12 protein-coding genes and 1 pseudogene are annotated in these 13,305 nt (G+C 58.9%); 9 read left to right on the plus strand and 4 right to left on the minus strand.

Going from position 1 to position 13,305, the window contains the following annotated elements:
• The first annotated feature begins 74 nt into the window (after positions 1 to 74).
• The 3 genes from V476_RS10155 to V476_RS10165 are packed head-to-tail and all read left to right on the plus strand — an operon-like array spanning position 75 to position 1,050.
• Positions 75 to 362, plus strand: a complete 288-nt coding sequence (locus V476_RS10155; protein WP_003318892.1) for a hypothetical protein — start codon at positions 75 to 77, stop codon at positions 360 to 362.
• A gap of 53 nt (positions 363 to 415) precedes the next feature.
• Complete coding sequence (locus V476_RS10160) at positions 416 to 580, plus strand: DUF1328 domain-containing protein (protein WP_002555679.1); 165 nt, start codon at positions 416 to 418, stop codon at positions 578 to 580.
• 2 nt (positions 581 to 582) lie between these two features.
• Positions 583 to 1,050 carry an inhibitor of vertebrate lysozyme family protein gene (locus V476_RS10165; protein ID WP_024961499.1) on the plus strand — a complete coding sequence of 156 codons (468 nt, stop codon included), beginning with the start codon at positions 583 to 585 and terminating at the stop codon, positions 1,048 to 1,050.
• Positions 1,051 to 1,303: 253 nt separating this feature from the next.
• On the opposite strand, the gene V476_RS10170 is transcribed toward V476_RS10165, so the two are convergent.
• Both V476_RS10170 and ompR read right to left on the minus strand, forming a co-directional pair.
• Positions 1,304 to 2,608, minus strand: a complete 1,305-nt coding sequence (locus tag V476_RS10170) for an ATP-binding protein (protein WP_024961498.1) — start codon at positions 2,606 to 2,608, stop codon at positions 1,304 to 1,306.
• Between the two features lie 162 nt (positions 2,609 to 2,770).
• Positions 2,771 to 3,511, minus strand: coding sequence for an osmolarity response regulator transcription factor OmpR (ompR, locus tag V476_RS10175; protein ID WP_003318889.1), 741 nt, complete (start codon positions 3,509 to 3,511; stop codon positions 2,771 to 2,773).
• Between the two features lie 299 nt (positions 3,512 to 3,810).
• Here ompR and V476_RS10180 point away from each other — a divergent pair, with 299 nt between their 5' ends.
• The 3 genes from V476_RS10180 to gshA all read left to right on the plus strand — a co-directional run bounded on the left by V476_RS10180 (position 3,811) and on the right by gshA (position 8,347).
• A complete protein-coding gene (locus V476_RS10180) occupies positions 3,811 to 6,129 on the plus strand; it encodes a Tex family protein (RefSeq protein ID WP_024961497.1) in 2,319 nt (772 codons plus the stop codon).
• Positions 6,129 to 6,512 carry a PaaI family thioesterase gene (locus tag V476_RS10185; RefSeq protein WP_003314033.1) on the plus strand — a complete coding sequence of 128 codons (384 nt, stop codon included), beginning with the start codon at positions 6,129 to 6,131 and terminating at the stop codon, positions 6,510 to 6,512. Before V476_RS10180 ends, V476_RS10185 begins: the two co-directional genes overlap by 1 nt.
• A gap of 242 nt (positions 6,513 to 6,754) precedes the next feature.
• Positions 6,755 to 8,347, plus strand: a complete 1,593-nt coding sequence (gene gshA, locus V476_RS10190) for a glutamate--cysteine ligase (RefSeq protein ID WP_024961496.1) — start codon at positions 6,755 to 6,757, stop codon at positions 8,345 to 8,347.
• Positions 8,348 to 8,424: 77 nt separating this feature from the next.
• On the opposite strand, the gene V476_RS26975 is transcribed toward gshA, so the two are convergent.
• Positions 8,425 to 9,800, minus strand: a protein-coding gene (locus V476_RS26975; protein ID WP_103715870.1) for an IS3 family transposase whose coding sequence is annotated in 2 segments (ribosomal slippage) — positions 8,425 to 9,329 and positions 9,329 to 9,800 — 1,377 coding nt in all. Because the reading frame shifts where the segments join, the coding sequence is not laid out codon by codon here.
• A gap of 43 nt (positions 9,801 to 9,843) precedes the next feature.
• On the opposite strand from V476_RS26975, the pseudogene V476_RS10205 reads away from it, so the two are divergent.
• The 3 genes and pseudogenes from V476_RS10205 to V476_RS10215 all read left to right on the plus strand — a co-directional run.
• Positions 9,844 to 10,173: pseudogene (locus V476_RS10205) on the plus strand (FMN-binding negative transcriptional regulator); the annotation flags it as partial.
• Entirely contained in the window at positions 10,170 to 10,616 is a 447-nt protein-coding gene (locus tag V476_RS10210; protein WP_024959035.1) for a GNAT family N-acetyltransferase, read from the plus strand. The pseudogene V476_RS10205 and the gene V476_RS10210, both read left to right, overlap by 4 nt.
• 15 nt (positions 10,617 to 10,631) lie before the next feature.
• Positions 10,632 to 11,300, plus strand: coding sequence for a GNAT family N-acetyltransferase (locus V476_RS10215; RefSeq protein ID WP_024959034.1), 669 nt, complete (start codon positions 10,632 to 10,634; stop codon positions 11,298 to 11,300).
• 152 nt (positions 11,301 to 11,452) lie between these two features.
• Here V476_RS10215 and oadA read toward each other — a convergent pair whose 3' ends face one another.
• The gene (oadA, locus tag V476_RS10220; protein WP_024959033.1) at positions 11,453 to 13,261 is read right to left on the minus strand and encodes a sodium-extruding oxaloacetate decarboxylase subunit alpha; all 1,809 of its coding nucleotides are present in this window, start codon (positions 13,259 to 13,261) and stop codon (positions 11,453 to 11,455) included.
• Positions 13,262 to 13,305 lie beyond the last annotated feature (44 nt).

Below are 13,305 nucleotides of genomic sequence, written 5' to 3' on the forward strand. Positions count from 1 at the left end.
TAACTCATTCAACAAAGGTCGATCCACAACGACCCATCAGATTGAATGCCCACTCAGGCAAGGGGATTTTGCAGATGAACAGCCAGCGTATTGCACAATTGCGTATCTCTCCCCTGCACCTTCAGCAAGGTCTTTTTCTGCTCCTTGCCTTGCTCGTCACTCTGATCGCCATTCAGCAGTTCCAGCGTTGGAATCAAGCCAACGAGGCAGCTCAACCGAAACAGCAATTCATCCAGACCAGCAGCACCTCCTACCGCGGTGTTAGTGCACCAGCGGTCAAGGACATGTCCTCAAGCCTGCGTAATGTCGACGGCCTGGTTTCTGTAGATGAAGTCGCTCCACAGCAAAAATGGGTTTTCTGACCCGACCTTAAAAGCAGCACCCTTATTAAAACGGCATCAAAAGGAGTATCACCATGTTGAGTTGGGCAATCACGTTTCTGATCATCGCTATCGTCGCTGCAGTACTGGGCTTCGGTGGTATCGCGGGCACGGCTACTGGTATCGCCAAGATCCTGTTCGTCGTCTTCCTGGTGATGTTCGTTGTGTCGTTCTTCTTCGGTCGTCGCGGTCGAGGCTGATAATGCACACGTCATTTCGCACACTGGCCGCCGCCCTGTTGATGGGTGGCAGTGCCATGGTCATGGCAGCCAATGATGGGCAGTCTCGGGTCAATGAGCTTCTAAGCTCCGCCCCCAAGTACCGCACCACTTGGGCGAAGGTCGTCAAGAAGGAAGAGCGTTTGCCGGATTGGGTGATCAACCTGTCCGGTGCTTCCGAGCAGCAGATGACAGCGGCCCGTGAGGACGATGACAACTATCTGGTTGGACCGCTTTGCGAGACGGCCGATACGTGCAAAAGCAAGCGCCTGATCGTGGCTTTCAGCCTCGACAAGAAAGACGCTTATGCCATGTTGGTTGAAGTGCCTGCCGGTCTTCCTGCAGACAAATCGCCAACACGTCACGCGACTTACCGTTACCTGGGTAAGCCTGACGAGGGTATGCAAAAGCTCTTGAATGAAGAGCTGCGCAAGGACCCTAACTGGTATTGATCCAGAAGAAAGGTGTCGGCTCAGGAGTCGACACTTTTCGGCTTTGTGCGGCCTGAGAAGGTACGCGCATGACCAAGGGGCCGGGACGCGTTGATCAAGTGGATCGGCGTGACCTAGGGGTACAGGGAGTACCTCCGCCAAGGGCCGGGTCAGGCAAGCCGCCGTGCAGGACCACGAGAATGCGTCGACGTTTCGAACGCTTCCTGTGACCCTGCACGGCGCTTTATATTTCCCTTCTCGCTTCGCCCTCTTGTTAAATTGCATCCCTCGGCAGCATCAGTGGCAGCCTTACGCGTGCTTCCAGTCCACCCCCCGAACGATTTCTCAACTCGACGTTGCCGCCGTGCATGGCAGCGATACGCTTGACGATGGCCAGGCCGAGGCCGGTGCCCTTGCCACTGCGTGCGCGATCACCACGAATGAACGGGTTGAAGATGGTGTCCAGCTCGGACGGATCGATGCCCGCGCCCCTGTCCAGCACGCTCAACACCACGTAAGGCGCGTTTCGGTCACCGGATACATAGGCGGCGACTTCGATACCGTTACCGGCGTGGTGCTTGGCGTTGCCAATCAAATTGGTCAGCAGGCGCTTCATCGAGACGCGGCGCAGCGGGAACGGCGGAATGGGCTCCAGGCACAGACGAATGCTGTCTTCATCGTCATTGAAGGGGGCAACCACATCGCGCACCAGGTGCCCCAGATCGACCTCTTCGATCTCTTCGTCGCGCCCATCGCGGATGAACGCCAGGAACTGATCGAGAATGGCGTCCATGTCCTCGATATCACGCACCATGCCTTCGGAGAACTCATTGTCGTTCATCAGTTCGAGAGACAGGCGCAGGCGCGTCAGCGGTGTGCGCAAGTCGTGGGAAACACCGGCCAGCATCAGCTCGCGCTCCTGCCCGGCCTGCTCGACGTCTTCAGCCATCTGATTGAAGGCCCGGTAGACTTCGGTCATCTCGCTCGGCGTGTCGCTGACCGGCAGGCGTACGCTGCGCCCCTGCCCCAACTGGCGCGCCGCAAACACCAGACGCTTGAGCGGCTGACTCAGTTGACGCACGAAAATCCAGGCAGATGCAGTGGAAAGCAACCCGATGGCCAGGAACCAGCCCAGCACGTTCCAGATTTTCTGACCGCGCAACGGGTGCGGATAAAGCGGCACTTTCAGCCAGCCATCACCCAGGCTCGGCGCTCGCACCCACAGCGCGGGTGGCGCGTGTACCCGCAGACGCACTTCCGTATCGGCGCCCAGCTCAGCCTGCATCTGCCGCTGATAGATCTCACTGTAAGGCCAGTGCTGCTCGCCTTCCGGCACGCCACCGCCCACCACCCGAATCAGACCCGCCGCCTCGGCAATCGCCTCGCGATCGTTTTCACCGGCTGCCCAGTACGCGCGCAGGGTCAGAGCAACGCCGTGGCTGTATTGCCTGTCGACCAGCACGTCTTCGTTCATCAGCAGATAAACCAGCGTCAGGGCCTTGGAAAACAGCACGACGATGAGCACCAGCCAGAGCGTGCGGGAGAAAAAGCTTTGCGGGAACCAGAGCGGAGTCTTCATAACTGCAGCCATACACTTTGCAGGGCGAGCGGGGCTCGCAGGTTTGCCGAACGCGGGCCGGACCCGATGGACGAACGCAAAAAACCAGTACGTCGATAAACCTGTAAAGATTATCGACGTGACTGGCAGCAATGACGGATTTCTGGGCCGACAACCGGGTTATCAGCGACTTCCGGCGCCGTCCGGAACGAATACATAACCTACGCCCCAGACCGTCTGGATATAACGGGGCTTGGAAGGATCAGGCTCGATCAGACGACGCAGACGGGAAATCTGCACGTCGATGGATCGCTCCAGCGCATCCCACTCCCGGCCACGCGCCAGGTTCATCAGTTTGTCGCGGGTCAGCGGCTCGCGAGCGTGCATGACCAGCGCTTTCAGTACCGCGAATTCACCGGTGGTGAGCATGTGCACTTCTTCACCGCGCTTGAGCTCGCGGGTTGCCAGAGACAGCACGTAGTCACCGAAACTGACCGACTCGTCTTCGCTGCCAGGGGCGCCGGGCACCGGTGCAGCCTGACGACGCAACACCGCCTTGACCCGCGCCATCAGCTCGTCCGGGTTGAACGGCTTGGCCAGATAATCGTCAGCCCCCAGTTCGAGCCCCTTGATGCGGCTCAGCTCATCGCCCTTGGCGGTCAGCATGATAATCGGCACCTGATTGTTTGCGGCACGCAGACGACGACAGGCTGAAAGGCCGTCTTCGCCGGGCAGCATCAGGTCCAGCACCACAAGGTTGAACACCTCACGGGCCAGTAACCGGTCCATTTGCTCCACATTTGCCACGGCGCGGGCACGATAGCCCTTGCTGGTGAAAAAACGTTCCAGGAGGCTGCTCAGCCCCGGATCGTCATCGACAATAAGGATTTTTTCGCCTTCGGCATTTTGTGCGGTGCTGCTCATCGGATGCTCCTCTGATCTCGGGGCGCATTATGGCGTAGCTGCGGTGATGCGCACCTTGTGCATTGTTAGCAGATTTTACTGGAGGCGACACTTGTGCCTGCGTTTTCGCCGAAAAAACACCCCATTTATCGGCCGATCCCCTAATCCGGCTTCGCTGGGTATAATGCGCCGCCCTCGAAGTCAGGCAACGCCGGACTCATGGCGGTTCGCCAGCCCTGAAAATAAATGCTGGCGCACGATACCCAGGCAAGGCAATTCGTACATAGCCCAGTTTTTTGCTCACAACTCCAGGTGGTTTTATGGACAGCATCAACAGCCGCATCGCCGAAGAACTCGGCGTACGCCCACAACAGGTCGCAGCGGCCGTAGCACTACTGGATGAAGGCTCGACCGTGCCCTTCATTTCCCGCTACCGCAAGGAAGTGACCGGCAGTCTTGATGACACGCAACTGCGCCATCTGGAAGAGCGCCTGCGTTATCTGCGTGAACTGGACGAGCGGCGCGTCAGCATTCTTGCCAGCATCGAAGAGCAAGGCAAGCTGACCCCGGAGCTGGCCCGCGATATCAAGTTGGCCGACACCAAGACCCGCCTCGAAGACTTGTACCTGCCTTATAAGCAGAAACGCCGCACCAAGGGCCAGATCGCCCTTGAAGCCGGGTTGGGCGAGCTGGCCGACGGCCTGTTCAACGACCCGAGCCTGGCTCCGGAAGCAGAAGCAGCCCGCTTCGTCGACGCGGATAAAGGCGTTGCTGATGTAAAGGCTGCGCTGGAAGGCGCCAAGTACATTCTGATGGAGCGCTTTGCCGAAGATGCCTCGCTGCTGGACAAGCTGCGCAGCTTCCTCAAGCAGGAAGCGGTGATCAGCGCACGCGTGGTGCCGGGCAAGGAAGAGGAAGGCGCCAAGTTCCGCGACTACTTCGAACACGACGAACCGCTCAAGAGCATGCCGTCGCACCGTGCGCTGGCGATTTTCCGCGGTCGTAACGAAGGCTTCCTGAGCTCGGCACTGAAAGTCGGTGAAGAATTGCCGGGCGCCATGCACCCGTGCGAGCTGATGATCGGTGAGCGTTTCGGCATCCAGAACCAGAACCGCCCGGCAGACAAATGGCTGGCCGAAGTGGTGCGCTGGACCTGGAAGGTCAAGCTGTACAGCCACCTTGAAACCGATCTGCTGGGTGAGCTGCGTGACGGCGCGGAAACCGAAGCGATCAATGTGTTCGCCCACAACCTGCACGACCTGTTGCTGGCCGCTCCGGCCGGTCAGCGTGCCACGCTGGGCCTCGATCCTGGCCTGCGTACCGGCTGCAAGGTCGCCGTGGTCGACGCCACCGGCAAACTGCTCGACTACGCCACCGTCTATCCGCACGTACCGAAAAACCAGTGGGACCAGACCATCGCCGTACTGGCCGCACTGTGCGCCAAACATTCGGTCGATCTGATTGCCATCGGCAACGGCACCGCCAGCCGTGAAACCGACAAGCTGGCTGCCGACCTGATCAAAAAATACCCAGGTCTGAAGATGACCAAGGTCATGGTTTCCGAAGCAGGCGCGTCGGTGTACTCGGCATCGGAACTGGCCGCCAAGGAATTCCCGGACCTCGACGTGTCGATCCGTGGCGCGGTGTCCATTGCCCGTCGCTTGCAGGACCCGCTCGCCGAACTGGTGAAAATCGACCCGAAATCCATCGGGGTCGGCCAGTACCAGCACGACGTTTCGCAGCTCAAGCTGGCGCGCGGCCTGGATGCAGTGGTGGAAGACTGCGTAAACGCCGTGGGCGTGGATGTGAATACGGCCTCCGTGGCGCTGCTGGCACGCATTTCCGGCCTCAACACCACGCTGGCGCAGAACATCGTTGCGCATCGTGATGAAAACGGCGCGTTCAAAACCCGCTCGGCGCTGAAGAAAGTCAGCCGCCTGGGCGAAAAGACCTTTGAACAGGCCGCCGGCTTCTTGCGCGTCATGACCGGTGACAACCCGCTCGACGCCTCCGCCGTTCACCCGGAAGCCTACCCGCTGGTGCAGCGCATTGCGGCTGAAACCGACCGCGATATTCGCTCGCTGATCGGCGACGCCAGCTTTCTCAAGCGTCTGGACCCGAAGAAATTCACCGACGAGACCTTTGGTCTGCCAACTGTGACAGACATCCTCCAGGAACTCGAAAAGCCGGGCCGCGATCCGCGTCCGGAGTTCAAGACCGCAGAGTTCCAGGACGGGGTCGAAGACCTCAAGGACCTGCAACTGGGGATGATCCTCGAAGGCGTGGTCACCAACGTCACCAACTTCGGTGCATTCGTCGATATCGGCGTGCATCAGGACGGTCTGGTGCACATCTCGGCGTTGTCCGAGAAGTTCATCAAGGACCCGCGTGAAGCGGTCAAGGCCGGTGATGTGGTGAAAGTGAAGGTCATGGAAGTCGATATCCCGCGCAAACGCGTCGGTCTGTCGATGCGCATGAGCGATACGCCCGGCGAGAAAATCGATGGTGCACGCGGTGCCCGTCCAGGTTCTTCGCCTCGCCAGAACAACGCGCCGCGCAAGGAAACCACTGCGCCAGCGCCCGCCAACAATGCCATGGCGTCGCTGTTCGCCAATGCCAAGCAACTGAAGAAGCGCTGATGGATATTCCTGAAGATCTGACCCACAGCGCCTACTTCAAAATGCTCGGCTGCGAGCTGCGGCGTCTGGACGAGGGCGTTGCCGAGGTTGCGTTGCCGCTGGAGGCGCACCTGCGCAATCGCGGCAACGTGATGCACGGCGGTGCAATCTTCAGCCTGGTCGATATCGCCATGGGCCTGGCCTGTTCCAGCGTTCACGGTTTCGACCAGCGCAGCGTGACCATCGAGTGCAAGATCAACTACGTGCGTGGCGTCTCCGAGGGCGAAGTCCTGTGCATCGCCAAGGTGCTGCACGCGGGTCGCCGCACGCTGGTGGTCGAGGCCGAAGTCGTTCAGGGCGACAAGCTTGTGGCCAAAGCCCAAGGCACATTTGCGGTGATCTAGACTTGATCGAGGGCTGATGAACAGCATCCCTGCGAACTGAACCTAGCCGTACCGACATCATTTGGGTTAATTTCGGCACCATTAGCGTGGTGCCGAGTCCATTTGGGTAGTACGACAAAGAGCAGTGATTGTGAACAGGCGCTACCGACCAACCAGGCGACTACGCCAGTTCCTTTCTTCACCCTTGTAGACCGTCAAGTCCACCCCCATATCGGGGCGACCGATGCGTGAAGGATTACACCTTGAGCGAACTTTTAAACCGTCGTCTTGCATTGCTCGGCGAGCGTAACAACCTCTCTCTTCTGGAGCAGTGCCTGCACGGTATCGAGCGTGAGTGCCTGCGCGTTACCGCAACGGCAGAACTGGCCCGGACGCCCCACCCGCAAGCTCTGGGTGCCGCCCTGACCAACGGTCAGGTGACGACCGATTATTCCGAATCGCTGCTGGAGTTCATCACACCAGCCTTGAAGAACCCGGCCGAGACCATCGACAACCTGGACCGGGTCCACCGCTTCGTTTACAGCAAGCTGGGTGACGAGCTGCTGTGGAGCCCGTCGATGCCGTGCCCGTTGCCCGATGAAGAGCACATACCGATCGCCTATTACGGCACGTCGAACATCGGCAAGCTCAAGTACGTATACCGCAAGGGCCTGGCGCTGCGTTATGGCAAGACCATGCAGTGCATTGCCGGCATTCACTACAACTTCTCGTTGCCGGAAGACGCCTGGGGGCTGCTCAAGCAGACCGAGGACTTTGCAGGCGATGCGCGCGACTACCAGTCGCATTCCTACATTGCGCTGATCCGTAACTTCCGCCGCTACAGCTGGCTGCTGATGTACCTGTTCGGCGCTTCACCGGCACTCGACGCGGGTTTCCTGCGCGGCCGCAAGCATCAGCTGGAGCAGCACTTCGACGCAGACACCCTGTATCTGCCGTACGCCACCAGTCTGCGTATGAGCGACCTGGGTTATCAGAGTGACGCCCAGGCCGACCTGACCCCTTGCTACAACGATCTGGTCAGCTACACCGACAGCCTGCGCAAGGCCGTGGCCACGCCTTACAAGCCTTACGTCGAGGTCGGCACCCATGACCAGAACGGCGAGTGGGTACAGCTCAACACCAACGTGCTGCAGATCGAGAACGAGTACTACTCCAACATTCGCCCCAAGCGTGTGACCTATAGCGGCGAACGCCCTATTCAGGCGCTGGTGGCCCGTGGTGTGCAGTACGTCGAAGTGCGCTGCCTGGACATCAACCCGTTTCTGCCGACCGGCATCAGCCTGGAGCAGTCGCGCTTCATCGATGCCTTCGTGCTGTATTGCGCCCTTGAGGAAAGCCGGCAACTGGCCAGCCACGAGTGCTCCAACGCAAGCTCGAACTTCCTGTCAGTGGTCAAGGAAGGGCGTCGCCCGGGCCTGAGCCTGATGCGTGACAACCGCCCTGTCGATCTCAAGACCTGGGCAACCGAGCTGGTGGAGAAGATCACGCCGATTGCCCGCTTGCTCGATCAGGCTCAGGGCACCGATGAGCACCTCAAATCGATTGCGGTGCAACAGGCCAAGATCGACGATACCGCGCTCACACCGTCTGCCCAGGTGCTGGCCAGCATGGAAGCGCATAACGAGGGCTTTACCGCGTTCTCCCTGCGCCAGAGCCAGGTCCACGCCGAATACTTCCGCACTCACCCGCTGAGCGCTCAGGAACAGGCAGACTTCGAAGCCCAGGCCAAAACCTCCATCGAGGAACAGGTCGAGCTGGAAGCAACGGAAGAAGTGGTGGATTTCGACACGTTCGTGGGTTCGTATCAGGCGAGCATTCTGTCGATCAGCAACTGATGCACAGATGACGCAGAGCGTCACGAACGGCATTCCCACGCGGAGTGGTATGACCCCCGAAGGTTGGACGATTATTTCTACGCTGCCTGAGCGGCCTGCATTCTGAACTCCACAGGGCTCAGGCCGTTAAGTTTCAGTTTGATGCGTGACTGATTGTAATACTCAATGTACTCGTCGATGCCCGCATGAAGCTCATCCAGATTGTTAAATTTGTTCAGATAGAAAAACTCGGACTTCAGCGTGCCAAAAAAACTTTCCATAGCCGCGTTGTCGTAGCAGTTGCCCTTGCGCGACATGCTGCATGTGATCGAATGCTCATTGAGTAATCGTTGGTAAACAGGCATCCGATATTGCCAGCCCTGGTCTGAGTGCAAAATAGGCTTTTCATGCGGCTCAAGCTTCTTGAACGCTCCTTCAAGCATTTCGTCCACCATGGAGTACAGCGGGCGCCTGGCGATTGCATAGGAAATGATTTCGCCGTTGTACAGATCCATGATGGGCGACAGATAGAGCTTCTGGCCTCCCACTTTGAACTCGGTGACGTCCGTGGCCCATTTTTCATTAAGGTGCTGGGCCTTGAAATCACGCTTGAGAATGTTGGGCGCAGCCTTGCCTACTTCGCCCTTGTAAGAGCGGTATTTCTTCACTCGCACCAGGCTCTTCAGGCCAAGCTGCCCCATCAGTTTCTGCACCGTCTTGTGGTTCACAAGATGGCCTGCGCGCCGCAACGCCGCCGTGATACGACGATAGCCATACCGGCCTTTATGATCGTAGAAAACTGTCTGAATCAGGTCTTTCAGCCCGGCGTACTTATCGCCCGCTTGCAGTACCTTTTGTTGATAGTAAAAAGTGCTGCGCGCCAGACCGGCAAGCTTCAGCAGGCCACCCAGAGAATGCCCCAGTCTCAGTTCGGTTACGATTTGCGCTTTTTCTGTTGCGCTATTCGTTGCTTCTTCTGAGCCAAGGCATCGAGCTTTTTTAGATAGTCGACCTCCATCCGCAGTTGCTTCACCTCGGCAAGCAACTCGTCACGCGAGCGCGATTCATCGTCGATTGAGGGGGCGTTCACAGGCGGAAGTGCAGTCGTCATCTTTCTTGGGCGTCCGGCTTTTGTGGGTGGCTTGGAGGAGGCATCAAAGGCCCCTTCTTCATAATGGCGCTGCCATAGACCGATGATGCCGAACTGACGGATATCGAACAAGGCCGCTGTCTGGCGCAGAGATAAACGCTCATCATGCATGCGCTTCAAAACAGTCAGCTTGAACTCGTCACTGTAGCGCTGGCGTTTTTTCTCTTGCAGGCCCGCTACGCCATGAATCTGATAGGCCGCAACCCACTGCCTAAGGCAGGAAAAATCCACATCGTGGCGATGCGCAACATCCCTCAAACCTGCCTTGCCAGCACAATACTCTTTCACGGCTGCGAGTTTTGCCTGCTCTGTATATTTACCCATGACGCCTCCAAAGGTTGCATCCAACCTTCGGGGGTCACACCAGAATTATGTGGCCGTGCATGCTTATGGGCAGGCCGAGGTTTTTACCGATGCTACGCAATTGCATCAGTTGCTGGCTGACTTGACCCATCGCCATGAATCCAACCGAGCGCAACCCTGGTCCATTGACGATGCGCCGGCGGACTACATCGCAAAAATGCTCGGAGCGATTGTCGGGTTCTCCATTCCGGTGCAGCGGCTGCAGGGCAAACGTAAACTCAGTCAGAATCGCAGCGCTGCGGACATGGCCGGTGTGCGCGACGGCCTCGCCTCAAGCCAGGATGCAAATGACCAACACGTCGCTCGCTTGATGAGCGAAGGGAGCAGCTCATGACCGATGTGCAGATTCGCCCCGTTAACGTCGACGACCATCACGCGTGGCTGCCTCTGTGGCAGGCCTATCTGCGCTTCTACAACACCGAGCTGGCCGAAGGCGTCAGCGACATCACCTGGCAACGCCTTGTGGACGCGAACGAACCGACTCACTCGGCGCTCGCCTGGCGGGGTGACGAGGCGGTGGGCATGGTGAATTTCATCTACCATCGCTCCAACTGGAGCATCAACAACGCCTGTTACCTGCAGGATCTGATCGTCGCCCCCGAACAACGCGGGACAGGCATCGGCAGGCAACTGATCGAGTTTGTCTACGCCACGGCCAAGGCAGACGGTTGCGACAAGGTGCACTGGCTGACCCACGAAACCAACGCCACGGCCATTCAGTTGTACGAGCGAATCGCCGAACGGCCCGGCCTCATACAATTTCGTAAAGCACTCTGAAACAGGAAGTGACTGATGTCCGACACCCTGCTGGACTGGCAAGCCGCTGCATTGCCCTCGGCCCATACACTGACAGGCCGTTTCATTCGCCTGGAAAAACTCGATGCCGCGCGTCACGCCGATGACTTGTGGGCGGCACTCGAGGGTCCGAATGCGGACCCGAAGTTGTGGGATTATCTGCCATACGGGCCGTTCAGCGACCGTAGCGCTTTCGATAGATGGCTGGCCGGGCATCAGGCGGCCACCGATCCGTGGTTTTACACCGTGGTCGATCAGCAGACCGATAAGGCCGAAGGCGTCATCAGCCTGATGTCGATCGTCGCTGCCCATGGGCGTATCGAGATAGGTCATGTCACCTTCAGCGCGGCCATGCAACGCACGCCCAAAGGCACCGAAGCCATTTACCTGCTGGCCAGAGAGATTTTCGCACTGGGCTATCGTCGCCTGGAGTGGAAGTGCAACGCCAACAACGCCCGCTCCAAACGCGCTGCCGAGCGATTCGGCTTCAGCTACGAAGGCACCTTCCGCCAGCACATGGTGGTCAAAGGCCAGAGCCGGGATACCGCGTGGTATTCGATCCTCGACAGCGAATGGCCTGAGCGGCAGAACGCCTTTGAGCGCTGGCTGGCTGTGGATAACTTCACTGACGGGCAACAGATCAAGGGGCTTGAGGCGTTTCGGTAATCCTGAGGACGCAGAGCGTCCAGAACTGCATTACCACGCTGGAGCGTGCGGAACGATAGTCGTGACCACTGGCCGCGCCTGCACAGAATAAAAAAAGGGAAGCCACGAGTGCTTCCCTGAGGTAAACCTTTGGATGATGCTCAGGCGTCAGCTCAACCTTCGATCTCGATCAGCACTTCGCCCGGATTGACGCGGTCGCCTTTGGCGACGTGGATGGCGACGACCTTGCCCGCTACCGATGCCTGAACCTCGGTCTCCATCTTCATCGCTTCAGTGATCAACACTGCCTGACCGGCCTTGACCACATCGCCCTCCTTGACCAGCACATCGACGATGTTGCCGGGCATGGTGGTGCTGACGTCACCCGGTGCGTGGGCTTGTTTGCGTTTGCTAGCCCCGCCGCCGACGAATTCGTTGAGCGGCTCGAACACCACCTCTTCCGGCATGCCGTCTATGGTCAGGTAGAAGTGGCGCTTGCCCTCGGCCTTGACGCCCACACCGGTGATGTCGACCCGATAGGTTTCGCCGTGCACATCAATAACGAACTCGGTCGGTACGCCCTCACCGCCTGCCTTTGCCACGCTTCCGGCTTCGGGAATCGGCAGCAGCACTTCCGGTGCCAGTTTCCCGGCTGCACGTTCCTCAAGGAACTTGCGGCCAATGTCCGGGAACATGGCGAACGTCAGCACGTCCTCTTCGGACTTGGCCAGTGCGCCGATATCAGCCCTTAGCTTGGTCATCTCCGGCTTGAGCAGGTCGGCCGGACGAACATCGATCAGCTCTTCATTGCCGATCGCCTGACGGCGCAGTTTTTCATCCACCTGACCCGGCGCCTTGCCGTAGCCGCCTTGCAGATAAAGCTTCACTTCATTGGTGATGGTTTTGTAACGCTCCCCAGCCAACACATTGAAGAACGCCTGAGTACCGACGATCTGCGAGGTCGGGGTTACCAGCGGCGGATAGCCGAGGTCTTTGCGCACGCGCGGAATTTCAGCCAGCACTTCGCTCATGCGGTTGAGCGCGCCCTGCTCTTTCAACTGATTGGCCAGGTTGGAAATCATCCCGCCCGGCACCTGATTAACCTGTACCCGCGTGTCGACTGCAGTAAATTCGCTTTCGAACTGATGGTATTTCTTACGCACCGCGTAGAAGTACAGACCGATTTCCTGCAGCAGCTCCAGATCCAGGCCGGTGTCGAATTCGCTACCCTTGAGCGCGGCCACCATCGATTCGGTGCCCGGATGGCTGGTGCCCCAGGCAAAGCTGGAGATCGCCGTGTCGATATGGTCCGCGCCGCTTTCGATCGCCTTGAGCTGACACATCGCGGCCAGACCCGCCGTGTCATGCGAGTGGATGAACACCGGCAACGACTGCTCGGCCTTCAGCGCCTTGACCAGCTCACCCGTGGCATAAGGCGTCAACAGGCCGGCCATGTCCTTGATCGCCACCGAGTCACAACCCATGGCTTCCATCTGCCGGGCCTGCGCCACGAAGGCCTCGATGGTGTGCACCGGGCTGGTGGTGTAAGCGATGGTGCCCTGCGCGTGTTTGCCCGCCGCTTTCACCGCCTCGATGGCAACCCGCAGGTTACGCACATCGTTCATGGCATCGAAAATACGGAACACATCAATACCGTTGACCGCCGCCTTGGCGACGAACGCCTTGACCACGTCATCGCTGTAATGCCGATAGCCCAGCAGGTTCTGGCCGCGCAGGAGCATCTGCAACCGGGTATTGGGCAAGGCCGCACGCAGCTGGCGCAGACGTTCCCACGGGTCTTCCTTGAGAAAACGCACGCAGGCATCGAAGGTAGCGCCGCCCCAGACTTCCAGCGACCAGTAGCCGACCTGGTCGAGCTTGTCGCAGATCGGCAGCATGTCTTCGGTACGCATGCGGGTTGCCAGCAACGATTGGTGAGCGTCACGCAGGATGGTGTCGGTTACAAAGATCTTCTTGGTCATGGGTAGTCCTTTCGAGCTGCAAGTTGTCAGCTGCAAGCTTAAAG

The organism is Pseudomonas syringae KCTC 12500, from assembly GCF_000507185.2.
In the GTDB taxonomy this organism is placed as follows: Bacteria; Pseudomonadota; Gammaproteobacteria; order Pseudomonadales; family Pseudomonadaceae; genus Aquipseudomonas; species Aquipseudomonas syringae.